This window comes from Myxococcus llanfairpwllgwyngyllgogerychwyrndrobwllllantysiliogogogochensis, from assembly GCF_006636215.1.
GTDB classification, from domain to species: domain Bacteria; phylum Myxococcota; class Myxococcia; order Myxococcales; family Myxococcaceae; genus Myxococcus; species Myxococcus llanfairpwllgwyngyllgogerychwyrndrobwllllantysiliogogogochensis.
Window position 1 is genome coordinate 31,357 of the sequence record NZ_VIFM01000027.1, and the last position, 25,401, is coordinate 56,757.

The 25,401-nt window shown below is 67.3% G+C and carries 22 protein-coding genes and 1 pseudogene; 12 read left to right on the forward strand and 11 right to left on the reverse strand.

What is annotated here, in order from left to right; all coding sequences use genetic code 11:
• Positions 1–83: 83 nt before the first annotated feature.
• Entirely contained in the window at positions 84–1,256 is a 1,173-nt protein-coding gene (locus FJV41_RS09410; protein WP_141642097.1) for a serine hydrolase domain-containing protein, read from the reverse strand.
• Between the two features lie 380 nt (positions 1,257–1,636).
• Between FJV41_RS09410 and FJV41_RS09415 the strand changes: the two genes are divergently transcribed.
• The 6 genes from FJV41_RS09415 to FJV41_RS09440 all read left to right on the forward strand — a co-directional run bounded on the left by FJV41_RS09415 (position 1,637) and on the right by FJV41_RS09440 (position 8,508).
• Complete coding sequence (locus FJV41_RS09415; protein WP_141642098.1) at positions 1,637–4,042, forward strand: tandem-95 repeat protein; 2,406 nt, start codon at positions 1,637–1,639, stop codon at positions 4,040–4,042.
• A gap of 231 nt (positions 4,043–4,273) precedes the next feature.
• The gene (locus FJV41_RS09420; protein ID WP_141642099.1) at positions 4,274–5,233 is read left to right on the forward strand and encodes a hypothetical protein; all 960 of its coding nucleotides are present in this window, start codon (positions 4,274–4,276) and stop codon (positions 5,231–5,233) included.
• A gap of 106 nt (positions 5,234–5,339) precedes the next feature.
• Positions 5,340–5,699 carry a YciI family protein gene (locus FJV41_RS09425; RefSeq protein WP_141642100.1) on the forward strand — a complete coding sequence of 120 codons (360 nt, stop codon included), beginning with the start codon at positions 5,340–5,342 and terminating at the stop codon, positions 5,697–5,699.
• A 140-nt stretch (positions 5,700–5,839) separates the two neighbouring features.
• Positions 5,840–6,322 carry a GNAT family N-acetyltransferase gene (locus tag FJV41_RS09430; RefSeq protein ID WP_141642101.1) on the forward strand — a complete coding sequence of 161 codons (483 nt, stop codon included), beginning with the start codon at positions 5,840–5,842 and terminating at the stop codon, positions 6,320–6,322.
• A gap of 638 nt (positions 6,323–6,960) precedes the next feature.
• Positions 6,961–8,067, forward strand: a complete 1,107-nt coding sequence (locus tag FJV41_RS09435) for an acyltransferase family protein (protein WP_141642102.1) — start codon at positions 6,961–6,963, stop codon at positions 8,065–8,067.
• Positions 8,068–8,250: 183 nt separating this feature from the next.
• The gene (locus tag FJV41_RS09440; RefSeq protein WP_141642103.1) at positions 8,251–8,508 is read left to right on the forward strand and encodes a hypothetical protein; all 258 of its coding nucleotides are present in this window, start codon (positions 8,251–8,253) and stop codon (positions 8,506–8,508) included.
• A 96-nt stretch (positions 8,509–8,604) separates the two neighbouring features.
• Here the strand turns inward: FJV41_RS09440 and FJV41_RS09445 are convergent, their stop codons facing one another.
• Together FJV41_RS09445 and FJV41_RS09450 are read right to left on the reverse strand one after the other, a co-directional pair.
• Complete coding sequence (locus tag FJV41_RS09445; protein ID WP_246137108.1) at positions 8,605–9,099, reverse strand: DapH/DapD/GlmU-related protein; 495 nt, start codon at positions 9,097–9,099, stop codon at positions 8,605–8,607.
• 145 nt (positions 9,100–9,244) lie between these two features.
• Positions 9,245–10,174, reverse strand: coding sequence for a LysR family transcriptional regulator (locus FJV41_RS09450; protein ID WP_246137109.1), 930 nt, complete (start codon positions 10,172–10,174; stop codon positions 9,245–9,247).
• A gap of 48 nt (positions 10,175–10,222) precedes the next feature.
• Between FJV41_RS09450 and FJV41_RS09455 the strand changes: the two genes are divergently transcribed.
• Positions 10,223–11,092 (forward strand): aldo/keto reductase family oxidoreductase, encoded by an 870-nt coding sequence (locus FJV41_RS09455; RefSeq protein WP_141642106.1) that lies wholly within the window; start codon positions 10,223–10,225, stop codon positions 11,090–11,092.
• A 513-nt stretch (positions 11,093–11,605) separates the two neighbouring features.
• Here the strand turns inward: FJV41_RS09455 and FJV41_RS09460 are convergent.
• Complete coding sequence (locus tag FJV41_RS09460; protein ID WP_141642107.1) at positions 11,606–11,842, reverse strand: hypothetical protein; 237 nt, start codon at positions 11,840–11,842, stop codon at positions 11,606–11,608.
• A 109-nt stretch (positions 11,843–11,951) separates the two neighbouring features.
• Complete coding sequence (locus tag FJV41_RS09465; RefSeq protein ID WP_141642108.1) at positions 11,952–15,983, reverse strand: PPC domain-containing protein; 4,032 nt, start codon at positions 15,981–15,983, stop codon at positions 11,952–11,954.
• A 527-nt stretch (positions 15,984–16,510) separates the two neighbouring features.
• Between FJV41_RS09465 and FJV41_RS09470 the strand changes: the two genes are divergently transcribed.
• Entirely contained in the window at positions 16,511–17,107 is a 597-nt protein-coding gene (locus FJV41_RS09470) for a carboxymuconolactone decarboxylase family protein (protein WP_141642109.1), read from the forward strand.
• Positions 17,104–18,078, forward strand: coding sequence for an RNA polymerase sigma-70 factor (locus FJV41_RS09475; protein WP_246137110.1), 975 nt, complete (start codon positions 17,104–17,106; stop codon positions 18,076–18,078). Before FJV41_RS09470 ends, FJV41_RS09475 begins: the two co-directional genes overlap by 4 nt.
• Positions 18,079–18,136: 58 nt before the next feature.
• Here the strand turns inward: FJV41_RS09475 and FJV41_RS09480 are convergent, their stop codons facing one another.
• Together FJV41_RS09480 and FJV41_RS09485 are read right to left on the reverse strand one after the other, a co-directional pair.
• A complete protein-coding gene (locus FJV41_RS09480) occupies positions 18,137–18,859 on the reverse strand; it encodes a hypothetical protein (protein ID WP_141642110.1) in 723 nt (240 codons plus the stop codon).
• A 156-nt stretch (positions 18,860–19,015) separates the two neighbouring features.
• A pseudogene (locus FJV41_RS09485) lies at positions 19,016–19,597 on the reverse strand (LysR substrate-binding domain-containing protein); the annotation flags it as partial.
• 40 nt (positions 19,598–19,637) lie between these two features.
• Here FJV41_RS09485 and FJV41_RS09490 point away from each other — a divergent pair.
• Positions 19,638–20,609, forward strand: a complete 972-nt coding sequence (locus FJV41_RS09490) for an aldo/keto reductase family oxidoreductase (RefSeq protein ID WP_281291390.1) — start codon at positions 19,638–19,640, stop codon at positions 20,607–20,609.
• A gap of 100 nt (positions 20,610–20,709) precedes the next feature.
• On the opposite strand, the gene FJV41_RS09495 is transcribed toward FJV41_RS09490, so the two are convergent.
• The 4 genes from FJV41_RS09495 to FJV41_RS09510 all read right to left on the reverse strand — a co-directional run bounded on the left by FJV41_RS09495 (position 20,710) and on the right by FJV41_RS09510 (position 23,732).
• Positions 20,710–21,963, reverse strand: a complete 1,254-nt coding sequence (locus FJV41_RS09495; RefSeq protein WP_141642112.1) for a serine hydrolase domain-containing protein — start codon at positions 21,961–21,963, stop codon at positions 20,710–20,712.
• Between the two features lie 251 nt (positions 21,964–22,214).
• Complete coding sequence (locus FJV41_RS09500) at positions 22,215–22,574, reverse strand: DUF1048 domain-containing protein (protein WP_141642113.1); 360 nt, start codon at positions 22,572–22,574, stop codon at positions 22,215–22,217.
• Between the two features lies 1 nt (position 22,575).
• Positions 22,576–22,905, reverse strand: coding sequence for a PadR family transcriptional regulator (locus tag FJV41_RS09505; RefSeq protein WP_141642114.1), 330 nt, complete (start codon positions 22,903–22,905; stop codon positions 22,576–22,578).
• Positions 22,906–23,102: 197 nt separating this feature from the next.
• The gene (locus tag FJV41_RS09510; protein ID WP_246137112.1) at positions 23,103–23,732 is read right to left on the reverse strand and encodes a DUF2306 domain-containing protein; all 630 of its coding nucleotides are present in this window, start codon (positions 23,730–23,732) and stop codon (positions 23,103–23,105) included.
• A 273-nt stretch (positions 23,733–24,005) separates the two neighbouring features.
• Between FJV41_RS09510 and FJV41_RS09515 the strand changes: the two genes are divergently transcribed.
• Entirely contained in the window at positions 24,006–24,401 is a 396-nt protein-coding gene (locus tag FJV41_RS09515) for a hypothetical protein (protein WP_141642115.1), read from the forward strand.
• A 101-nt stretch (positions 24,402–24,502) separates the two neighbouring features.
• Positions 24,503–25,036: a GrpB family protein gene (locus tag FJV41_RS09520; RefSeq protein ID WP_141642116.1), complete on the forward strand. Its 534-nt coding sequence runs from the start codon at positions 24,503–24,505 to the stop codon at positions 25,034–25,036.
• The last annotated feature ends 365 nt before the right edge of the window (positions 25,037–25,401 follow it).

The window sequence follows — 25,401 nt, forward strand, 5'->3', positions numbered from 1 at the left end:
CCTGGCACCTTTCTGTCGGTGAAAGGCCCTGAGGCTGCCCCGCGAAAAACGGGGCAGCTCCAGGCACCGGGTAGAACGCGACGCTATTTCTTGCAGGTCGTCGCCGCATCGACCTTGGCCACGTCGGCGCCCCACAGGCAGACGATGCGGTCCAAAGCCACGCCGCTGCGGGAGTTGCTGAAGAAGACGATGCCGTCGCCGGATTGCGGACGCATCGAGAAGAAGGCGCGGAAGCCGGCCTGGTTGCGTCCGTCGTGACCGACGGCGGTGCTGCCGTCACCGAGGCGTTCGATGAAGAGGCCCAGGCCGTAGGCCGGCGCATCGGGTGCGCGCGGCGTGCTCAGTTCCGCGGGGGTGTACAGCTGTGCAAGTTGCGCCTGGCTCAGAGGATGCGCGCCGGCGGTGTTCGCCATGCCGGCAATCATCCAGCGGGCAAAGTCGCGGACGGTAGTGGTCAGCGTCGACGGCGCCTGCTCGACGTAGTAGCGCATCGGCACCGGCGCACCATCGTCGCCGTGTCCCTGCGCCGCGCCGACCAGCACCTCCGGCGTCATGGCGACGCTGCTGTGTTTCATGCCCAGCGGCCGGAACACCAGCTCACGCGCCAGGTCTGAATACTTGCGCTTCGAGGTCCGCTCGATGGCCAGTTGCATCAGGGTGTAGCCGCCGCCGGAGTACTGGAGCTTCGCACCGACCGGTGCGAACAGCTCCACCGCGCCGCGTCCATTCGTCTTGCCGGCCAGCGACTCCTCCAGGCTCGGCAGCTCCTTGAAATCGAGCCACCCTTGGTACCCACCCAAGGTCGTGCCCGCGGTGTGGGACAGCAGGCGACGGATTGTGATGAGTCGATGGTCGAACTGGCTCTGCGCCAGCGGCCACGGCGACAGCATATCGGCCACGGGTTTATCCAACGGCACGCTCCCCTGCTCGGCCAGACGCATCGCCACCCAGCTGGCGACCGGCTTCGCCAGGGAGGCGGCGCTGAACACCGTGTCGGGGGTCACCGGCACCTTGCCCGCGTGGTCCGCGAAGCCGAAGCCCTTGGCGTAGACCAGCTTGCCTCCGACAATCAGCCCCACCGCCGCGCCTGGGATACGGGCTTCTTTCATGAGGGCCGGCACTTCGCGCTCGATGACCTGGGCGAACGTCGGCGCCGCGACGGCGGGCACGGCGAGGGGGCCTGGCCTGGCCTGGAGGCCCTGGGCCTGGGCGAGGGACAGCGGAAGGATGAGGGACAGCAGGAGCACGGCACGCATGAGCGTTCCTCCGCAAGGGGGTACGGAGAAGAGGATGCGGTAGCCGGCGCGGCGCGTGGGGTGCCCGTCGCCCAACGTCTCACAGCGTCGCCGGAGTGCGCGTGGGGCGGCGCCGCGCGACGTCGTTCCTGGGGCTCACCGGCGCTGTTGCGGTGCGCTACCCTTCCCTGTCACGGCCCCGTCGATTCGCGGAGGCAGGCGGTTCCATGTCATGGACTTTCTGTCCATGGTCCTCGAGGGCAGGTCGGCTGGTGGTCTGAGGACGCCGGCCATCAAGGTGTTGCGCGCTGAGCCGTTGCGGGCAAGGAGAGGTGTCGTTCATTCCATGGGGGGGACGGTCCATTCCGGGCTCCATCCTGCTCTTTGGGGGAAGACACTCGATGCGAAGCCGTCCTGGCATGCCGTGGTCGTGGGGGCTGGGCCTTGCGCTGGCCTTGTCGCTGGGGGCGTGTGGTGTGGAGCCGTTGGAGGAGAAGGTTCGTCTTCCGGAGGATGGGGCGCTGACGCGTGAGCGTTTGGACGCCTTGTTGACGTGGGACCCGTATGCGGACGCCGTGGCGTCGGGCACCACGGCGACGGTGCTCAACGCGAGCGCGGCGCTGGGCGCTCCGGACGGGCAGGCGGCGACACTGCTGGGCTTGCTCAACTCAGCGCTGGTGCTGGACCTGGGCCAGGGAGAGGAAGGCAACGGCGACCTGCGCGTCTACTACCAGGGCCTGTCATTGGCGCTGGTGGCCCAGGTGGACTTCCTGAAGGCGGATGGGACGTTCATTGGCTCCAGTTCGTTGCACCTGGTGGAACTGGGCCTGGGGACGCATGTCGCGGTGGCGACGTACCCGGGGAACCAGCCCTATCGCTACGTGCGACTGAGGGGCGCGGTGCTCGCGCTCTACCTGGTGGACGCGGTGGAGACGTCGCTGCGGCCCATCTGTGGTGATGGGGTGATTGGTGGGGTCGAAATCTGTGACGACGGCAATCAGCTCTCTGGAGACGGCTGCAGCAGCGTCTGCAAAGTGGAGCCGGGCTACACCTGCACGGGACAGCCGAGCGTCTGCGACAACAACTCAGCGCCCACGGTCGAGGACGTCCACGCAACCACCCCCGAGGACACCTCGGTGAACATCACCATCCCCGCGGCGGACCCGGATGGCGACGCGCTTGTTTTCTCCTACACCTCGCCGAGCAACGGCACGCTCACAGGCACGGGCGCGACGGTGACGTACACCCCGAACGCGAACTTCGCCGGAGAGGACACCTTCCAGGTCACGGTCTCCGACGGCGAGAAGCAGGCCACGGCCACGGTGACGGTGACGGTGACGCCGGTCAATGACGCACCCGTGGCGGCCTCCGCCTCGGTGACGGTGAACTACAACACGTCGACGCCCATCACGTTGGCGGCCACGGACGTGGACGGGGACGCGCTTACGTACACGGTGACGGCTCCTCCCGCTCACGGAACCCTGTCCGGGACGGGCGCCCAGTTGCTCTACTCGCCAGCCGTGGACTTCCATGGGGAGGACTCGTTCACCTTCACGGCCAGCGACGGCACACAGACCTCCAATACCGCCACGGTCAGCATCACTGTCAGGCCGCCGCCTGTCTGTGGCGACGGCAACACCGATTCAGGTGAGGTGTGTGACGACGGCAACCGCGTCGCGGGGGATGGCTGCCGGGCGGACTGCCAGGGCGTGGAGGTGTGCGGCGACGGCCTGGTCGACAGCGCCACGGGAGAGCAGTGCGATGATGGCGGCACGACCCCGGGGGATGGCTGCGACGCCACGTGCCAACTGGATGCCTTCTCGAATGTGCCCCCCACGCTCATCAGCGGGACGCTGAACTGCACCACGGCCAACTCGAACACAGGGCGCAAGGCGGCGGTGGATGCACTGGGGCGCTTCTACGTCGTCATGCGGTGTGGTGGCGAGGTCCATGTCAGCGTGAGCGTGGACCGTGGCCTCACCTGGGTGGGGCCCACTTCCCTGGGAATCACCAACGCGGCGGAGGTCGCGATTGAAGGCGGCCCCACGGGAGTCGCGTACGTCGCGGCGACGGCGAGCCCGGGCGTGGTGCTGTTCACCCGGACCGTCGACGCGGGAGCGAGCTGGGAGGCGCCGCGGTCCCTCAGTGCGGCCGCCAACGCCACCATCAGTCTGGATTCCAGGGGCGACGCCCTCTACATCTCCGTCTCGCGAGGCAGCGTAGGGGTGCGCGTCCTCCGGAACTTCGCACGAGGCGCGAACGACTTCAGCGCGACAGACGTGGACCAGGCCAATGCCTACTTCGACGTCCTCGTGGACAAGATCAGCGGAGATGTCTTCTCGGTGAGTGACTCCCCCGCCTTCCGCATCAGCCGCAGCAGCGACCAGGGGACCAGCTTCGGCCCGCTGAGCTCCCCGCCGGGGCAGGCTTTTTTCTCGGACTGGACGGGCTCCAACGGCTTCATCTACGCCACGGGCACCAACGGGGACAACAACGTGGACGTCATCCCCATGTCCGCGCCGGGGACAAGCACCCAGGTGCCGGGCCTCCCCACGGACGTCACTTCCGCTCCTCGTAGGACGATTGACTCGGACGCGCTTGGCAACGCGTACATCGCCACCCAGCGGGGGACGGGCGACATCCAGTTGGACCGGATGCTCGTGGGAGCCGTCATGATTCTGGCCACGGATGCCAGGACGGTGGGACCGGGCGCCGTGCCAGCGGTCGCGGCGCTCCCGTCGAATGGCGGCGCCCTGGTGGCCTATACGAACGGCACCAGTGTCTACGCCTCGGTAGTGGTCTACTGAAGCTGAAGCAACCGAGTCACTGATGCGCGCCTCCCAGGGACTTCGGGAGGCGCGCATCCAGTTCACCGTGATTGGGGCCACGCCTTCGAGCGGCGTTCCGGAGGGACGAAACCGCGTCCCCAGAGGACGCAATCGCTCCACCACGCAGCACATCACCGGGCGAATACAGCCTTACGCCATGTTGGACTGTGCATTGCACTGCATTCCTGCCCACTCCGGAGGAACAGCCGCGTGCATGAACTCAACAAGAGGTTCAAGGCAGACCCGCTCGGTTTCATGAATCGGCTCATCATGGTCACGCTGCCGGCCCAGCCCTGCCCGACCTGCCATTGCGTGATGGACCTGGGTCAGGGGGGCTGGGCGGTCGACAACGTCTATGCCCGCCCGGAACCGATGGTGCTCACGTTTGACTTCGTCGCGGGAGCCTTTGGCGGCAACATTCCCGCGGGACAGACCTTTGGCCAGGCACTGGGAGCAGCGGCACCGGCAGGACTGGCCTTCACCAACGCGGCTGCCAATTACGCGGCGCTGCAGGTGATGAAGGTCGGGCTCGCCCGCGTCGCGAATCCCGTGGGGCGGTGGACCCGCCAATACACCGCATACTGGCTACCGTGGGCGACACAGGGCGCGAACGAACTGCATCTGAATGACCCGCACGTCCGGTTCTTCTTCACCGCCATGTTCAGCGGCTGCACGTTCTGCGTCGCCACGCCCGCGGGCGGCGCGGGGCCGGCCAACGTCTGGGTGACACACATTGCCTGGGATCCTGGGGTCAACGCACCCGCGGCCTGGGGCGGGGCAGCGCTCGCTGGCGGCGTCAACGTCGATGCCCGGAGGCTCAGCGCGGAACGCGCCTTCTACACGGCCCGAATGGGCGCGGGCACGAATGTGCGGTCGGTGGCCCTGCGCCCCGATGCGCTGCCCGGTTTCGCCGGCGTGCCGCCGGTTGCCGCCGTCCCCATCACGGCGCTCGGCGGCCCACTCCCCGCGATGCATGGCCGGTACTGCTACGGCGACAACCCCGCGCTCGTCCCCAATCCAGGCATCGCCTTCATCGCGGGATGGAGGGACGACAATGACCACTGGCACTTCGCGGTTCAAAAGCACCCCGGTGGCTTCACCGCGCTAGGAGCACCGATGCAGCGCGCCGTACACACCATCGTGCCGCAGGGCGTGCAACAGTTCTTATGAAGCGCGTCAAGGCGCGTGAGCACGGCATCCGGGTACGCGCAGGAAACGCTTCTGCTCGAAGGGCGGATGGGGGACGCTCCGAAGCCACCCACGAACGGAGCCTGTGATGGCGTACATGTTGTTGATTCTGGAAGAGAGCACCCGCAAGAGGAGCCGGACACCCGAGGAGGGCGGGCGCGAGATGGAGCGGATGGTGGGCTTCGTCGAGGACCTCAAGACCCGAGGGATATGGAAGGCGAGCGACTCGCTCCGCTCCGTTTCGGAAGGGGTGCGGGTCGAGGTCCGCGGCGGTCAGCACACCCTCCGCGATGGCCCGTTCGCCGAGTCCAAGGAGATTGTCGGGGGCTACGTCCTCTTCGACTGCCCTACCCGTGCGGAGGCGCTCGAGATCGCCCGCAAGTGTCCCGCGGCCGAGTGGTCGACGGTCGAGCTGCGTGAAGTCGGCGTCTGCTACGAGGGAGACTGACTGCGGCCATGCCCCATTCCAGGGGGAACGCCGAGTTCCGGGTCCACGTCATCCAAGGGGAGCGCCGGGCTCGGGTCACGTCTCCAGCCGGGGCTCCGCGCCCGCGTTGCCTGTCTGCTTGGGTCAAGTAAGCTTCAGTCATGCGCCTCAGGAGAGCCGAAGCCGCCGATGCCATGGCCATCGCAGCCATCATCATCCCCACCATCCGCGAAGGCACGACGTACGCGCTCGACGCGAACATGAGCGAAGCGGACGCGCTGGCATACTGGATGGGTCCGGACAAGGAAACGTTCGTCGCGGAGGAGGACGGTGTCATTCTCGGCACCTACTTCATCCGCCCAAACCAGGCAGGCGGCGGACGACACGTCTGTAATTGCGGCTACATGACGAGCGCAGCCGCGACGGGCCGAGGCATCGCGCGGCGCATGTGCGCGCACTCGATGGAGCACGCACGCTCGCGTGGGTACCGCGCCATGCAGTTCAACTTCGTCGTCAGCACGAACGAACGGGCCGTGAAGCTCTGGCAGGCACTCGGGTTCGAAATCGTCGGGCGTCTCCCCCTCGCGTTCCAGCACCCCACCGCGGGCGAGGTCGATGCGTTCGTGATGCACCAGCCGCTCTGACACCCGCTCGACAAGGCCGCGCCTGCCCAGACTCCGGTCACCGTCCAACCGGACACCGCGACGCGGTTGGGATTGCAGCGGATTGTCAGAAAGGGAGCCAGTGGCCAAACCGGAGACGGGGTGCGGCTTCCTGACTTCCAGACCGAAGCCTGGATACCGGGCCCCCACTGGACCCAGGACCAGCTCCCCGTGGCCGCGGAGGTGCAGGACCGGTCGACGTACGAGGATGGGATGCTGGGCCAGGCCTGGTTCGCGGGGCGCGTCTGGACCTTTGATTATCCCGACAAGAAGCTGTGGCTGCGTGCTTCGGGAGATCTCCCGGCGGTGGAGGCTCGGCACCGGGTCCTGCTGGGATTCTCCTCGGACTCAAGCTGTCTTCGAACGCGCTTCCGAATAGGGCGGAGCATCCGTGACGGATGGCGACGAGGGCCGTGCCCGGGGGACCTGACCTGGCCTTCGTCGGAAACACGGCGTCCCGGCTCTCCCCGCTTTCCTCAAGACGCGGCGTGACGAAAAACATCGGGGCGCGGAAATGGATGCCGCACGTCGGGCGATGTCCCCTAGCATCCAGCGCCTCCCCCCGCTGAGAGCCGACTCCGCTGAACGCCACCGAACCGCGCCACCTCGCCGGCCTGGACCTGCTCCGGTGCCTGGCCATCCTCATCGTCGTCCTCTTCCACTACCCGCGCCCCGACGGCCACGAGACCTACCAGGTGCTCGCCAACTTCGGATGGACGGGCGTGGAGCTGTTCTTCGTGCTGAGCGGCTTCCTCATCGGCTCGCAGCTCCTGGAGCCGGTGTCCCGGGGCGAGACACCGTCCCTGAAGCGCTTCTACCTGCGGCGCTCGCTGCGCATCCTGCCGCCCTATCTCATCGTCGTGGCCCTGTACCTCTTCATTCCCGCGTGGAGTGAACGCCCCGTGGAGACGCCCGCGTGGCGCTTCCTCACCTTCACGCAGAACTTCGGACTGCGCCTGAACGGCTTCTCCCACGCGTGGTCCCTGTGCGTGGAGGAGCACTTCTACCTGGTGCTGCCCCTCACCGTGCTCGCGCTGCGCGGACGCGTCCGGGCGCCGCACCTCCTCGCGGGCGCGGTGGGATTGATGGTGGCCGGAATGCTCTTGCGCGGCGGCCTGTGGCAACGCCACTTCTCGATGCTCGGGCCGGGTGAGGCCGGCTGGCGCGGTTACGACACGCTCCTGTACTACCCGACGTATGCGCGGCTCGACGGGCTGGCGTGTGGCGTGTTGCTCGCGGCGCTGCGCGTCTTCCGACCCGCGGCCTGGGAGCGCTGGACACGAGGGGCCCGCGCGGCAGGCCTGGCGTTGGTGGGGCTCGCGTGCCTGGGCGTCGTGCTCTGGCTGAACGAGGAACACTTCCGGTACCTCGCCCACACGATGCTCGCGTTCCCCCTGACCTCGGTGGGCTACGCGGCGCTGCTCGTGGCCCTGGCTGGCCCCACCGCCTCGCGTGTGTGCGCCCGCATCCCCGGCGCGAGGACCTTCGCGGTGCTGAGCTTCACCGTCTACCTCACCCACAAGGCCGTGCAGCACGCAGTCCGTGTCGCGCTGGAGCCCCATGGCATGGACGCCTTCCACCCCGTCACGCTGCTGGGAGGCGCCGTGGCGGTGCTGCTCGCGTCGCTCGCGCTGCACCACGGCGTGGAACGGCCCGCGCTCAAGTGGCGTTCGCGGCTGGAGACACGGCTCGTCGGTGAGCCTTCGCCTCAACCCGCCGCCCGCTAGCCCAACAGCCTGGCAAGAGGGCGCCCACTCCGCGTGGACTCCGGGAGCACCTCCTGGAGTGCCGAGCCTCTGGCGCCAGCGGTGGAATGCTCTGACATTGCGCATTGAGTCACGAGTTTATCGGGGATTCCAGAGATCAATGTATTGATATATGACAGGGCTGCAACCCCTCACGGAGGACGCATGCGCACGTTCCTGATTGGCGGTCTGTTGGCGATGGCGGTGGGCTGTGGCGGTCCCATGGAGCAGGAGCAAGAGGAGGAGTCGAACCTGGCCTCGGAGGAGGCGCCGCTCCCGAACTGCACCAACCTCCCGACCAGCGTCACCCGCTACTACAACGCGTCCCTCACGGCGGTCATCGGTGAGCGCGGGTGCTCCTGCGGGAGCTATGTCAACTGGGGACGGACGTCGAAGTACTACAACGTCCGCGACAACTGCTAGCAAGCCGCTGAAGCAGCCTGCGTTGGAGCGCTGACGGGCGCTGCTTCATGAGGCGGCGCCCACCGGCGGGTCCGAGCGCCCGAGCGCGCTCGTGACTCACCACCGTCGGCGAACGGTCGCCTTGGGGCCGGTCACCAGGCTCGCCGCGGGCACGTCTTCAACGACGACCGCCCCGGCCGCGACCACCGCGTCGCGCCCGATACGGACCCCGGGCATGATGGTCGCGCCCGCGCCGATCCACACGTTCTCCGCGACGTCGATGGCTGCGCCCGTGAGGTACAGCCGCCGCTCGCCCGGGTCGACCGGATGGCTGACGGTGATGAACGTGGCCTTCGGGCCGACCATCACACCTTCGCCCAGCCGGATGCCGGCGTAGTCGAGGAACGTGCAGCCCTGATTGATGAACACGCGCTCGGCAAGCTCCAGACGCAGGCCGTGGTCCGTGTAGAAGGGCGGATAGATTGTCACCCTCCCCGGGAGCGGCCGGCCCAGGATCTGCTCGAACAGCGCGGCCTTGCCCGCCTCGTCCTCGAAAGGCAGGACGTTGAGGCGCGACGTCAGCTCGGTGACCCGTCGCACCCGCTCGCTCATCGCCGTGAACTCAGGTCCGAGAGCCCTCTCCCCCTTCGCCAGGGACTCAGGACTATGGATCCGCATGAGCCGGTCAATGGGCATCCCAGGAGCTTCTCTCGACCCCACACCCAGGTCCAGCGCTGAAACATTCCTTGGGAGTGCGTCAAGAAGGCGCGGGCACCTGCCTGGCGATATCGATGATCGCGGCGCGCACGAAGGCGCACGCCTCGTCCTCATCCAGCGCCGCGGGCCACAGCAGGTCCATGCCACCAGCGGGGTGAGCGAAGGGGAAGCGCGCGCTGCGAAGGTGCGGCCGCTGCCGCAGGACATGCGCCGCGAAGACATCGGGCAAGGTCGCTACCAACGGGCTTCCGTCAACGATGGCGCCTATCGCGCTGAAGCTCGCGACCGAGCAGCGGACGCGTCGCTCGACGCCGAACCGGTCCTCGACCGTGCCGCGCAGGTCGCCGTTGAAGGAGACGATGACGTGCTCCTGCGCGAGATACGCGCGCTTGCCAGGTCGCGCGCCGAGGTTCACGTGGCGCGGGTCGAACAGGCAGACGAAATGGCCGCGGATGAGCGGCGTGCGCAGAATGGCTTGCGGCAGCTTGTCGATGACCGTGGCCGCGAGGTCGACGCGACGGGTCGCCAGCGCCTCGACCACCGTGCGGAACTGGACCGGTGTGCAAACGAGCCGCATGTTGGGCGCGTCTCGACCGAGCCGGCGCAGCAGCGGCGGCAGCAGCCATTCGTCCGCGTAATCGGCGAGTCCGACGCGGATGATCCTCTCGCTCTTGCGTGGGTCAAAGCGCGCCGGTGCGAGCGAGGCCTGGAGCATCGCCTCGAGCAGAGGACGGACCTCGGTCACGAGACGTGCGGCACGGCTGGTCAAGATCGCGCCGCGACCGTGGCGCACGAGCATCGGCGTTTCCAGCGACTCGCTGAGCCGGGAGAGCGCCGCGCTCACCGCCGACTGCGTAAGGTAGAGCCGCGCGGCCGCCTTCGTGACCGAGCCCGCGTCGGCGACGGCGACGAGCACGCGCAGCAGGTTGAGGTCGAGATTCCTGGCACGAACAACGTTCATGATTGGCATGCATGCTATTTGCTAGTGTGAATCGGGGCCAGCGTTAGATTTACGCCCATGACGAACACAGACAGACTCGGCGGTCGATTCACGCTCCCCGGCACATCGCTCACGGTGCACCGCATGGGCTACGGCGCCATGCAGCTCGCGGGCCCGCACGTCTGGGGACCGCCGAGCCATCCCGAAGCGGCCGCGGCGGTACTCCGCGAGGCGATCGCGCTCGGCATTGACCACATCGACACGAGCGATGCCTACGGGCCCCACGTCACGAATCAGCTCATTCACGCCACGTTGCATCCGTATCCCAAGAACGTCGTGATCGTGTCGAAGGTGGGTGGGCGACGTGGCACGGACAGGTCGTGGCTCCCGGCGCTATCGCCCGCGGAGCTCCGCTCGGGCCTCCAGGACAACCTGCGCAACCTCGGGCTCGACGCAATTGACGTCGTGAACCTGCGCATGATGAGCATGACGCCCACGGAGGGCCCTCTCGACAAAGAACTCGCCGTCCTCATCGAGCTCAAGCGAGAGGGGCTCGTTCGACACATCGGCCTCAGCAACGTGACGGCGCGCCAGGTCGAGCAGGCGCAAGCGCTCACCGAAATCGTGTGCGTGCAGAACCACTACAACCTGGCGCATCGAGGAGACGACGCGCTCATCGACGCGCTGGCGAAGCAGGGCATCGCCTACGTGCCGTTCTTCCCTCTCGGTGGCTTCACGCCGCTCCAGTCCTCGACGCTGTCGGAAGTGTCGAACGAGCTGGGCGCGACGCCGATGCAGGTCGCACTCGCGTGGCTGCTGCACCGCGCGCCGAACATCCTGCTCATCCCGGGCACGTCGTCGGTCGCGCATCTGCGCGAGAACGTGGCCGCGGCGTCACTCGTGCTGCCGGAGAAGAGCATCACCGCGCTCGACGGAATCGCGCGTTGACAGTGACCTGCGCCGGCTCCGGCCACCCCGGGGGCAGGCCGTGAAGAAGCGTCGGCTCAGCGTCGACCCGGCGGAAGCGCGTCTCCGGGAGGGGGTCCACCCGCCCTCCTGGAAAGGTCGCAGTCCTCGGGACAGTCGCAGCGGGTCTCCCGCGCGTCACATACGCCGTCGCCACAGCGGCGACAGAGGGGCTGGGCCGCCGTGCCGAACCGCGAGTCACACGTCCCCCCTTCGACACGACGCCGCAGCGAGGGAGCAACCCGGGACAGCAGGCGGCGGGGCCCGCGATGGCTCCTTCTCCGGCACACGCCTCCTCGCCGCTCCACGCAGAGCAGAAGCGGGTGCCATCACAGTAGGCCGCCTCCCGGCAGTGCTGGGGAAACTCCCCGCATCGCTCCACGGGCAATCCCTCACACCACACATCCGGGCGCGACTCCCGAGGCAGCCACTCCGTCGGCGCGGCCGGCACACCGACCCAGAGCACCACGGCGCCAACGGCGCTCCCCACGAGCATCATGAGCACGACCACGAGGAGGTGGTGCCCGGGAGATTGCGTGGCTCGCCCCGGGCGAGCAGAGACGTAAGCCCCGCCGCGTCACCGGAGGAGACGGCCTTCATCACCGCCGATTCCTCGACCTCATCGCCGGGGACCGGCTCCGGCGCCCGGTCACATCCCAACGCGAGCAGCACCCCCGCGGTGATGGCCAGGGAGCCCAGGACTCCACGGAGCCCCACGACCACGTCTGACATTCAGGAGCCATGACTCCCATTCAACCCAGAGAAACCCCTGGATGGGAAGCCGGCGCCACCCCGAGGCTTCCGTGAGACAGCGCTCACGGAAGCCCGGGATGAGGGGCCGCTACCGGAAGTTGGGCAGCACCCACAAGTTGTAGCTGTTGGCGGTGAGGGTGAGGCTGACGAAGTACGTCCCCGGTTCGGGGTCGAAGATGGTGCAGGTCGAGTTCGGACTCGGGAAGGGATATGCGCAGTCGCGCTCCGTCGCCGTCGGCGGCGCATCCTTGCGCACCGCGAGGCTCAGGTTCCCGTAGTAGGAGCCCGACTCGCCCGTGGTGCGATAGCCCGTCGTCACCGTGAAGTAGTCGACGCCGTCGGGAACGACAATCTTGTAGGTGCGCACCACGCCCTCGGAGCCGCTGACTCCGTAGAAGTAGTCCTGGTTGAGCAGCAGCGGGGCCTGGTCCAGACGGGGGCCATGGAAGGCCCCGACACGGACGTGGCTGAAGGACGTGGTGGCGCTCAGCACGCGGGCATACCAGGGACCCTCGGCGGGATTTTCGAGGGTGCAGCGCACGGAGCCCTTGGCCAGGTAGGCACAGCGCGGGCTCGCGGCGGTGGGCAGGGTGCCACGCTCGACGCGGACATCGAAATGCTCATACGTCGAGGTCGTGTCGTAGCGCAGCTCGAACGAATACATGGCCGCGTTGGCGGGCACGTCCAGGTGGAAGTATTGCGTCTTGCCCGCGTCGAACTGGAGGTTGGTCGCGGGGATGCCATTGGCGAGCGTCGTCACCGTGTCCGCCTGGAAGTAGCCACCCGTGAGGGTGACGAACTCGTACGCCTCCGTCCCCGTCAACGTGACGAACCACGTCCCCGGCTGCGGGTTGGCGAACGTGCACTGCTTCAGGTTGCCCGGGCCCGTCGTCGCGCAGTCCAGCGTGGCGCCGTCCACGGCGCGGCCACCCCGCTTCACCTTCAGGTTCACGCTCCCCGTCCCATTCTCGGTGGCGAACCACAGCGTGCCCTGGCCGGGAGGAACCTCCAGCTTCCACTGCTTCTGCGAATACTTCGGCCCCTTCTGCCCCGACAGAGAGACATGGGAGGTCAGCGCGGGAAGATGCTCGCCCGGCGTCATCGCGTAGGAAGCGCGCAGGACGGGCACGGACGCGCCCACCTGGTCCCGCACCGCCACGTACCAGGTGCCAGGCTGGGGGTTGGTGATGGCGCAGGTCTCCTCGTTGCCAGGACTGTTCATGGAGGCGCAGTCGTAGGCACTCGGGTCGGCCAGCGAGCCGTGTTTCACATACAGGTCCGCGTTGCCGGTGCCCGAGTAGGGAGCGCCCGACAACTGGAAGAGCAGGTCCGTCGCGCCCACGGGCACTTCGAGTCGCCAGTGCCTCGTCGCGCCCTTCGCGCCGTTGAACGGCCACTCCTGGATGTCATTGGCCAGGGGCCGCACGTCTCGTCCCGTCGTCGTGAAGCGGACCGCGCCTTCGAAGCCCTCCGTCGTCGGGCCGGTGGAGCCGTAGATGCCGCCCTGAACGGTGAGGTACCAGGTGCCGGGGGCGGGGTTGGGGATGTCGCAGACGGAGGCGGGCCCGCAGTCGAAGAAGACGCTGGCCGGGGAGGCCTCGTGCCGCAGCCACTGATAGGCATACGCCGCCTTGGGCGTGCGGCGGGCATTGAGCAGCTCCGTGAGCAGGTAGGCCTGGCCCTCTGGCACCTGGATGCGGAACGTCTGGAAGGACCTGGACGCGCCGGCGACGGGCACGGGGACGCCATCCACGAGGTCGGAGGTGGGCCCCCGCTCCAGGTGCTGCCAGTAGAACGACTCGGTCGTCTGGGGGTAGTCCGACGGGAACTCCAGCAGGGCGAACCAGTCCCCGGGCTGGGGCGAGGGGATGCTGCATTCCTGCCGGACATGGCCCGGCTTCACGGATGCGCAGTCGTAGTCAGAGGACGTCGGCAGGCGGCCCTGGCGCACGTACAGCTTCGCCTCGGAGTTGCCCCCCGTGTAGGCGTTGAGGCCCGTGCTTCCGACGGGGACCTCCAGCTTGAAGTAGCGCCGGGGCGGCCAGTTGTTGACGGTGGCGCCGTAGCCCAGGTCCTGCGTCGTCTCGGGCGCGGTGTAGTCCGCGGTCAGCGTGGCGTCCGAGTACGTCGAGCTTCCCTCCAGCCGGATGTACCAGGTGCCGCCCTCCGGACGCTCGATGTCGCAGTAGCCCGAGCAGTCGTAGCTGGTGGACGTGGGCGCGGAGCCCCGCTTCGCGTGGAGCCACGTCTTGCCCGTGCCGACCGTGGTCGAGACCCTGAGCCGCGTCTGGTTGGGTGGAACCTGGAACACGAACATCCGGTCCTCGGTGGGGCGGCCCGCGATGCCCGTCCGGGGCTCGCCCTTGCGCAGCTCCTCGGGCGGAGGGGGCTCGGCCGCGGTGTACTCGGCGGTGAACGAGACGCCCTGGTAGTAGGAGCCGGACTCGGGCCAGAAGAACCACGTGCCCGGCTGCGGGTTCTCGATGATGCAGGGCCAGTTGAACAAGCTCGCGCACTCGGCGGTCGTGGTCGTCGGGATGCCGCCCAGCCTCGCGTAGGCGTGGGGGAAGCCCGTGCCGCCGGTGCCCCAGAAGGCCAGGCGCTTCTGCCCCGGGGGGACTTCCAGCGAGTAGTAGACGTAGTCCCGGGCTCCCGCGGTGACGGGGCCTGTCGGCTGGCCGTTCTGCAGGGCCGTGGTCTCGATGCGACCGCCGTAGGTGCCCACGAGGTCCAGCCCCGTGAAGGAGGAGTCAGGGATGATGTGGACGTACCACGGGCCCGCCTGGGGCTTGTCGAACTGGCATTGCTCCGGGCCCGTGCCGAACTCGGAGCAGTCGTACACACCGCCCGCGGGCTCACTGCCATGGCGGACATACATCCAGTACCGGCCGCTGAAGATGTAGGAGACCTCGATGGTGAGGCTGCCCGTGTCGGGGGGCACGTCGAGGCGGTAGACGAACGGACCGCCATCGCGGCTGTTGAGCTCGACGGGCACGGCGTTGGTGAGCGGCAGCCCGATGGGGCCACCTCCCGTCGTCGTCACGAGCAGCGTGGCGCCGCTGAACGCCGAATAGCCGTAGATGAGGATGTGGTAGGTGCCGGCCTGCGGGTTCGTCACCGAGCAGCTCTCCGTGTTCGTGCCACCCCGGGAGACGCAGGCGTAGGTCGCGGTCGTCGGGGCGCTCGCGCGCTTCAGGTAGAGGTCCGCGTCACCCGTGCCGCCCGCGAGGCCGACCTTGAGGAGGCTCTGCCCGGTGGGAATCTTCACCGTGAAGTAGAGCGAGCCACCCTTGGCGCCGGTGATGTTGGCCTGGGGCTGGCCCACGGAAATCAGCGTGGGGACCGCGACGGCCGCGCCCAGCAGGCTCACGTTGCTGAAGGTCGCGGCGCCGCGAACCAGGAGGTACCACGTGCCCACCTTGGGGTAGCTCACCGAGCAGCCCTCCGTGGTGCCGACGACGCGGGAGCGGCAGTCGTAGGTGGCCAGCGTCGGCGCGCTGCCGTGGCGCAGGTAGAGGTCCACGTCGCCCGTGCCGCCAGAGGTGGTCACCTCCAGGGAGGACTGCTGGGCGGGGACCTCCATCGTGTAGAGGAGCCAGTCGCCCACGGCCCCGGCGACCTTCACCACCTGATTGTCCGCGAGCGCCTTGGCGACGCCGGTGCCCGTGCCAAGGGGGGAATAGGTACCGGTGAGGCTCAGCCCGGAGAAGGCGCTGGTGGCCTTGATGAGGACGTACCACGTGCCCGAGGACAGCCGGCTGGCCACGGTGCAGCTTCCCGTGCTGCCCGAGGTCGTCGAGCTGCATTGGGCATTGGCGGGCGTGGGGGTGCCCCCAAAGTAGACGTACATGTCCGCGTTGCCGCTCGCGCCGGACATGGTGAACGTCACCACGTTCTGGTTGGCCGGGACGTCCAGCGTGTAGAGGAGCTCCGCGCCGGTGGCCGCGGAGAGACCGGTGACGGGCTGGCCGTTGACCAGCGTGCCGTTGACCAGGGCCTGGGCCTCACGCTCGGTGGAGGAAGGGATATCCGCGGTCGGTGCGTCGACCGATTCGGGCGCACAAGCACCCAACAGGAGCAGCGCTCCCGCGAGCAAGGAGAAGAGATGGCGACGATGCACGGAAACCTCGTGTCGTGAATGAAGGGCTCGCCGCGACGCCGGCCTGTCGCGCGATGCTGACCGTCAAACGCAACCTGGTGTCATTTGTCGCGTCATCTACAAATGGTTCACCGCGCCGTGCGCGACGCAAGGCGTGGGGTGGCATCCCAGGGCGCGACGACCCTTGGAGTCAGCTGCCCGAACCACCGGGAGTGGAATTCGCGCTGAAGCGTGGAAACGCGTGGGGATGCGGGGCGCCTTGACGGGTCGCGGACGATTCTCGTCCACCCTACCCGCGCACACGCCCCCCCGCGTACCCGCGCTACTGCTCGACGGCCGGGAGGGCGTCTCCCATCTCGCCCAGGGAGTCAGCGAAGACCCAGAAATCGCAAACGCCCGCGCCCCTCATGACGTCTCAAGACGGGGGACGGAGGTCCGAGCCGAGGACCTCAGCCAGGGGGACGCGGATATCCGACCCCGGCTGTCACATGCCTCCGGCGACCGGTGTCTTCAGGCCGAAGAGCTCGGAACCGACACATGGAGAAGACATGACCTCGACCAGGATTCCCCCGAAGGAAATCACCGGACTCTACGGCGTGTTGGTGAAGAAGTTCGCCAGCAGGACCTTCGGTCAGGTCCCCGCGTCACTCGGCGTGATGTGGCACCACCTGCCGGTACTGAAGGCCAGCATGGGCTTCGGGCAGAAGCTCCAGAAATGGGACCAGTGCGACGAGGGCCTGAAGTCGTACGCACACATGGCGGTGGCGTCGATGGTGGGCTGCTCGTGGTGCCTGGATTTCAACTACTTCATGGCCCACAATCGTGGGTTGGACGTGGCCAAGGCGCGGGAGATACCGCGGTGGCGGGAGTCGGCCGTGTTCACCCCGCTGGAGCGCGAGGTGCTGGAGTATGCCGAGGCGATGAGCCAGACGCCCCCCACGGTGACCGATGAGCTGGTCGCGAGCCTGAGGACGCAGCTCGGTGCCGCGGCGCTCATCGAGCTCACCACGGTCATCGGGTTCGCCAACCTGACGACCCGCTCCAATACCGCCCTGGGCATCGAATCGGAGGGCTTCGCCGCCTCATGCGGGCTGAAGCCGATGGCCCAGCCGAGCACCCGGCTGCGGGAGGCGTCCGCGTCATGACGGCCCCGATGCGCCCGACGTCGCCGCGAGGCGAACCTCCTGGCGACGAAGCCTGCTCGCCCGACGCGGCGCGCGCTCCGCACGATGCGATGGGCGCGGAGGAACTCTTCCTCACCCACCGCGGCCTGCTCTTCACGGTCGCGTACGAGATGCTCGGCTCCGCGGCCGACGCCGAGGACGTCGTGCAGGAGGCCTGGCTGCGGTGGGCGGACATCGGTGACGCGGGTCGGGCCGAGGTGCGCGACTCGCGTTCCTATCTGGTCCGGGTCGTCACCCGGCAGGCACTCAACCGGCTGCGCACGCTCGCCCGCCGCAAGGAGGAGTACGTTGGCGCGTGGCTGCCCGAACCGCTGCTCACCAGCCCCGACGTCGCCAAGGACGTCGAGCTCGCGGAGAGCGTCTCCATCGCGATGCTCACCGTGCTGGAGACCCTCACTCCGGTCGAGCGGGCGGTGTTCGTGCTCCGGGAGGTCTTCGACGTGCCGTACGACGAGATTGCCCCAGCGCTCGACAAGACGCCCGCCGCCGTCCGGCAGATCGCGCACAGGGCGAGGGAGCACGTGGCCGCGCGCCGGCCCCGGATGCAGGTCGACCAGGAGGAGCAGCGGGCCGTCCTGGAGCGATTCCTGACGGCCATCCACTCCGGCGACCTGAAGGGGCTGCTCGACGTGCTCGCCCCCGACGTGGTGATGGTCGCCGACGGCGGCGGACTGGCGGCGGCGGTGCGGCACCCGATTGTCGGCGGCAACCGCGTGGCCGGGCTCCTGTCTCGCTTCCCCACGCTCGCGCCTGGCGCGCGGATCGCCACCGTGTGGCTCAACGGCGCCCTCGCGCTCCGGATTGACGCCGCCGGAGACTTCGACACAGCGGTCAGCGTTGTCGTCGAGAGCGGTCGAATCACCCGGCTCTATGCCATGCGCAATCCGCACAAGATGGCCCGGCTCGACAAGGAGGTGACGCTGAGCCGGTAGCGTGCGCGGCTCGGTTCCGCCCGAGGCGCGCTCGCCATCCCCTGAACGAAGCGACGGGTCAGGCAAAGAGCGGTCTACCCTCCTCCATGGCTTCGCGGATTTCACCCGCGCTGATGTCTTCTTCACCCTCGAGGAGCGATGGATGGAGGATGCCCTGGACCGAGCTCGCCTCCTTCGGTGAGAAACCGAAATAGCTCGGCTTCTTCACTTCCTTCCCCTCGTCCCGGGCCCGCTTTTCCTCCTCCTCCCCGTACCGCGAAAACGCGCGGTAGCTGCCCTTTCCAACGCGGAGCAGCCGCGCCTGCGGCTTCTGGCCAATCTCGAAGAGGCCATTCCCCGTAGCCTCGAGCCAGCTCCCGGCGATCAGCGCCTCCCTGATGGCGAAGTGCGAGGGCTTGCTGAGCGTGGTGACGAGCAGCCCCTCGACATGCATCGATTTGCCGACGTACAGCATCGCGTCCACGCCGACGATTGCGTTCTGACAGAAGATCGATCCTGTCACCAGGAGCGCACCGTTGAAGTCGCCCTGGATGAAGAAGAGCGGGCCGTTGACGGTGAGGTTACCGTCGATGACATGCAGCGTGACGTCCCCGTCGTCAGCCGCACCAAAACTCACGGGGCCGTCGATGACCACGTCGCCCTCGTGAACAAGGTAGTGTGCGGGGTCCTCGAAGAAGACCTCGCCGAGACCGTCCTCGCTGATGCCATTGAGCGTGTACTTCGCGCTCGCGTCCTCGAACGGGACCTCGCTCCACTCCAGTTCCTTGTTCTCGGTGAACATCGGTTCCTCTTTCAAGACGCGGTCGCGTCGGTATCAAAAGTCGCGCCCGACCGTACCAATCGGCGTTCGAGCCTGTCGAGAAAGCGACGGCGAATGAGCCTCGAAGCGAGTGCACGGTGACTGCCCGGAATCATCACGGCTGCGTCGGAATGCGCGTCATGACGGTGAGCGGCGCGCACGACGAGACGACGAGGCCTTGACGAAGTCGACGAACGCGCGGAGCGGAGCCGGCACGAGACGCCGTCCGGGGTAGTAGAGAAACGGCCCGGAGAAGGACTGCCACCAGGGTTCGAGGACGGGTTCAAGGTCCCCACTGTCCAGGTGCGGGCGCAGCCAGTCCTCGAAGAGGTACACGATGCCGCACCCAGCGACCGCCGCGTCGACGGCGAGGTCCGTCGCCCCTCCGACCTGCACAATCAACTGCCCCGCCGGCTCGACCCGGACGACCTCATCGCCCCGCTCGAACTCCCACGCCGTCATCGTCCCGCTCGCGAAGCGGCCGCGCAGACAGGCATGGTCGAGCAGCTCGCGAGGGTGCCGAGGCCGACCCCGGCGCTCGAGGTAGGCCGGGGATGCGGCGGCGGCGAAGCGCTGCACGCGCGGCCCGATGGGCACGGCGATCATGTCTTGCTCCAGCTTGTCGTCGTAGCGGATGCCGGCATCGCACCCGGCGGCGAGCACGTCGACAAAGCTCTCGTCCGCAATCACCTCCAGCCGGACCTCTGGATAGGCCGCGAGGAAGGCAGGAAGGCTTTCAAATCACCCAGGTCGACTTTCATTGTTCGCCATTCCGCACAGCCCGTGCGGATTGTACCTGATTCTCTCCAGCCCGGCGACGACCTATCTCTGTCTCATCTTCAAAGGAGTGCGCATGTCCAGCATCAGTCAGGTCGGAACGTTCAGCCTTGGCGACCGCCGCGTGAGGCGGCTCGGTTATGGCGCCATGCAACTCGCGGGGCCCGGTGTGTTCGGCCCGCCGAAGGACCGGGATGCGGCCCTTGCCGTGCTTCGTGAGGCAGTCGCTCGCGGAGTCGACCACATCGACACCAGTGACTTCTATGGCCCGCACATCACCAACCAGTTGATCCGGGAAGCGCTGCACCCCTATCGCGATGAGCTCACCCTCGTCACCAAGGTCGGCGCCCTGCGGGGCACGGATGGGTCCTGGCTCCCTGCCTTCTCGCGCGAAGAGCTGACCCAGGCGGTCCACGACAACCTCCGCAATCTGGGGCTGGAGCAGCTCGCCGTGGTCAACCTTCGCTGCATGTTCAGCGTGCATCACCCCGAGGAGGGTTCGCTGGAGGCGCCGCTCCGCGTGCTCGCGGACCTCCAGAAGCAAGGCCTGATTCGTCACATCGGCTTGAGCAATGTCACGCGCACGCAGGTCGCGGAAGGGCGGAGTATCTGCGACATTGTCTGTGTACAGAACCAATACAATCTGGCGCATCGAGGAGACGATGCGCTGATTGACGAACTCGCCCGCGATGGCATCGCCTATGTGCCATTCTTCCCGCTCGGCGGCTTCACCCCGCTGCAGTCATCGACCTTGTCCGAGGTCGCCGCGCGCCTCGCCGCCACGCCCATGCAGGTCGCGCTCGCATGGCTCCTGCGTCGCTCGCCCAACATCCTCTTGATCCCCGGCACCGCGTCCATCGCGCACCTGAGGGAGAACCTCGCCGCCGCTGAACTCAGGCTGCCGGACGATACGGTCAGGGCGTTGGACACCGTGGCGAACATCGGCTCCGCCTGATTCGCTCGCGCAAACGGCTTGAGCCGGTTCGCGTCTGGCTGGCCACGGAGGACACTGGCGCGGCGCCAGGACAAGGCTCGCTGGCGAATCGAGCCGCGCCTCAACGTCGAGACCCGAGGCAGGCCGTGACCGCCGCGGCCAGGTTCGACGCTCGCGGTTCGCCAATCCGGAATGACCAGTGGTTCATGACGTAACCGAAGCCGACACCCGCATCGGGGTCGGCGAAGCCCACCGAGCCACCGGAGCCGGGGTGACCGAACGACCCGGGACCGACAAGGGGCATCGGCGGGCAGGCCCGCCAGAACCCGAGTGACATGTAGAAGGAGCGGTTGGCCGGGACGTCCAGTCCTGGCGGCAGCCCGTTCATCTTCGTCTTGTCGGTGTGGACGACGGTCATCTTTTCGACCGTCGCCGGATTCAGCAGCCGCACGCCGTCGACCTCGCTCACCGTGGCCGCATACATCCGCGCCAGCGAGTGAGCGTCCGAGAACATGTTCCCGAAGGGGAACTCAGCGGCGCGGAAGGCACGCGTGTTCATGTAGCCGCTGGTGTGGTCGAAAGCGCCGCCGAGCTGCCCGGCCCGTTCTTGCACGGAGCCCGGCCCCCACACTGCGCTCATCCAGGCGATGACCGTGTTTCTATCGAGGCCGGTGGTCTCGATCATCCCGGCGGTCAACTCCTCCATCGTGAACGGAGCGGCGTACTCGACCCGCGCCACCCTTCCCTCTTGCTCTTCGGGCAGCCCAATCCACGCGCTCAGCCCGAGCGGGGCGGCGACCTCGTCCGCGAAGAAGGTGCCGAGCGACTTGCCGGTGATCCTCCGCACGACCTCCCCGACCAGGAACCCGAAGGTCATGCCGTGGTAGACGTGCTCGGTGCCCGGCGGCCACTCCGGCTTCTGCGCCTCGAGCGCCCGGATGACCGGATGCCAGGCGCAGGCGTCCTCGAAGGTCAGCGGACCATCGACGACCGGCAGACCGGCCTGGTGTGAGAGCAGCCAGCGCACCGGGATATGCTCCTTGCCGGCGGCGCCGAACTCCGGCCAGTACTTGACCACCGGAGCGTCCAGATCGAGCTCGCCGCGCTGTGCCAGCAGATGGGCGCAGATCGCCGTAGCCCCCTTGGTCGTGGATGCGACCAACGCGATGGTGTCCTTGTTCCACGGACGCTTCGCCTCGCGCTCCGCGAGGCCGCCCCACAGGTCGACGACGGGACGGCCGTCCACGTAGACGCAGCATGCCGCGCCGACCTCGCCAGGGGTCCCCTCGAAGTTCGCCCGGAAGACATCGGCCACTTTCCCCCAGCCATCCTCGACGTGCCCCTGCACTACGGTTCCGCTTGTCGTGTCCAACATGACGCACTTCCTTTCGAGAGGGTCTGAAACGCATTGCTTGCGCAGCGCCGCGACACGACGCATGGAGTCGTGCTTCGCGAGCTGACGTCGCAAATCCGTTGCTGCTTGTGTTTCGAGCGCGCGGTGAGTCGTGATGACGCCAATGCCTGTCCGAGCACGGGCTCGACGGCCTTCTCGCTCGGCGTGGGTGCGCTGGCAGCGGCGAGGAAATCGTTACAAACGCAGCACGTGGATGACGTGCTGTATTGCCATCAAGCGCCCTTCGCCTCTTCTTCCGCGGCGCGCGCGATGGCGTCGGTCAGCCGTTCCCGCTCCCGGACAATCCACTGTCCCCTCGGATAGTTCAGGACGAAGGTCTCGATGAACTCCACGGGGTCTTCCCCGACAATCTGGCGGACGGGAGTCCGGTTCGCCGCGCTCTGTTCAAACAGGTCGACGAGGTCCACATAAATCGCGGTCCCGTCACCCCCCGTTCCAAAGTACATCAGGTAGCGCTCCAGGGCTTCGACCGCCGTGCGATAGCTCGGGGGAAGTTGTTTCGCGCGTGCCTTGTACTGTCGCCATTGCCTTTTGTCGCCGATCACCTTCGAGATAAGCATTGAGATGAACATGTCATCCGCCTCCTTTATGGAGTTGTTCGAGCCGTTCGGTGAGGAAGCTCCACGTCCGCCAGAACTCCTCGAGATAGGCCTGTCCCTGCTCGTTGAGTGAATACACCTTCCGCGGCGGCCCCTTCTCGGACGGGACCTTCTCCACGTCCACCAGGCCGCGCAGCTCGAACCGGACGAGCAGCGCATAGACGGTGCCCTCGGCGATGTCGGTGAAGCCCATCTCCCGCAACCGCACCGTGATTTCGTACCCGTACGCCGACCGCGCGGACAGGATCGCCAGGACGATGCCCTCCAGCGTGCCCTTGAGCATCTCCGTCATCTGCTTGCCCACGAACCGCTCCTCGAACTACTCAGTGATACTGACTACCGGTACTTAGTACCACAGAATAGCGGGAATGCAAGCCCACCTTCCCGACCGGTCGCCGCACGCCTTCATGCGAGGGCCCGCTCATGACGCTCAAGCTTCGGCTGTATGGCCTTGCCAATTTCGACCTGTTGCGTCGCGCACCGTCTGAACAGGGGATCACTTCACGAAGCCACGAGCTCGCGCGCCTGGAGCCGTCTGCGCGAGATGAGGTAGGCCACGCCGAGGTTGGGGACCCAGCAGAGCCAGGCGACGGTTCTATAGGCCGACATGAAGTCGCCCAGGGTGGGAATCAGGATGGGCATCCAGAGCCTCAGCGTGACCGCCCCGAAGCAGGCGGCATAGCTGTAGGTCATCATGAGCCGGTGCTCCTCGATGCGCCGGCTCCTGATGAGCCGATAGGCGGAGACCGTCGTATAGAGCCAGACGAGGCCCAGGCTGACGAAGCCCGACGCGGCGATGACGCCACCGGTGGCGAAGAAGCCGACGTAGGCCCCTGAGAGCCCGCTCAGGAGGGCCGCTCCGACGTAGAGCTTTCCAAGGAGCCGGTGTGCGCCTGGGCGCTTGAGTCGCAGTCTCTCGACGAACTGGGTCCAGCCGATGGCCAGCGCGAGTCCTCCCAGGGCGATGTGCGTGTAGAAGGCCGCGTTCCAGACGGGGTCGGCCAGGAGCGCGCTGCTCTTCAAGCCACGGATTCCGAAGTTCGAGGCCGCGAGGAAGTAGCTGCCGGGATAGAGGCCCACGGCCAGACAGAGGGCGGCGAAGAGGACCCAGCATGCCTTGCTTGCCATCATGGAGACTCGGGGTTCGGAGTGGGGAGGCACGGCGCGTGAGATGAAACACCAGAACCCCCGTGCCGTGCTCCTCGGACCGGCTCCTCGGGTTCGAATCCCGTCGGGGCAACCTGGCAAGCCCCGCAACCTCAAGGAGTTGCTGGGCTTTTCCTTGGCCCCCGGTTCCACCTGTGCCCTCGGCGTGCCCCTCTGCACCTCTCGCCGGGAGGGGCACGGTCGTTTTCATGCAACGGTTTCGCCCGGCCTGTCTCTTCCCGTCAGGAGGGGGCGTTCATGCCCCCCATGACTCCTCGGGGCGACGACATGAAGGCGACGACGCGGTACCTGGTGCTTCTCTCCATGCTGGTGGTGGGCTGTGGCGGCTCGAACAAAGACGATGGGGACGATGACACCCAGTCATTCCCAGAGACCCTGGAGTGTGGCGACACCAGTTGCAAGCGCGCCACGCAATACTGCGCGACCATCGTCACGGCGGAGACGACCCACATGTGTCTGAACAAGAAGGAGAGCTGCAAGGGTTGCGACTGCGTGAACCTGGACACAGACCTCACCGCCCAGACCGGGCGCCAGGACTGCACCGCGACCGCCCGGCTCGATGTGTACTTCTCCTGTGCCTATTACGATGATGTGGACTACATCAAGACCTCCTGCACCGTACGCGCGCGCTGAGAGCATCAGACGGATACACAGGGAAGAGGCCCGTCCCCGACGACATCTTCTTCGTTGGGGAGCTCGCGTCGACGACCACGAGCCGCGAGTAGGAGAACAACGTGCCTCCACCGATTCAAGTCACCTTGGTTCCCCATGACCCGCGCTGGGCAGAAGCCGCCGCCGCGGAGGCCAGGTCCCTCGCGGACGCGCTAGGCCCCGTCGTTCTGCGGGTCCATCACGTCGGCTCGACGGCCATCCCTGGCATCTCCGCGAAGCCCATCCTCGACCTCATCCCCGTGGTCACGTCGGTGGACGAGCTCGACAAGCACCAGGGCGTGCTCCAGGCGCTCGGCTATGCGGTGTGGGGAGAGCTCGGTCTCCCAGGCCGGCGCTACTGCACGAAGGACGACCCGAGGACCCGAGAGCGCCTCGTCCAACTCCACTGCTATGCCGACGGCTCTCGGGAGATCTCTCGGCACCTCGCGTTCCGCGACTACCTGCGTGAACGGCCGAGCGTCGCCCGCGAATACGACGACGAGAAGGCGCGATGTCAGCGCCTTCATCCAAACGACTCGCACGCCTACAGCGATTGCAAGAACGCCTGGATCAAGCGCATCGAGGCCGAGGCGCTCGCCGTCTACCAGACGCGCTGAACGACGCGGGGCCTCACGAATCATACGACCGTGAGGGTCCTGGTTCGGCGGGGAACGCCTCGGCCTCCTCGCCAAAGGAAGACCCTCTTGGGTTGACCTCCGACCGAGTGGCGTCCCTCTTCCTCCTTCGCTCCTGCTCGCCTTTTACACACGGACAGGAACACGGCCCCGCCGCATGGCCGGCGACAACTACGACGATGTGAACGCGTTCGTCAGGTTGAGCCCATCGGAGCGCAATAGTTGTCATCAAATGGAACGAGCAGTTGCCGCTGAAGCGGTGGTCGTTAAATCATGCGCCAACTCCAGGGGGCCTGCATGGGACGACCATCGGTTTCGCGAAAGTGTTTGTACGTTCTTCTGGGAAG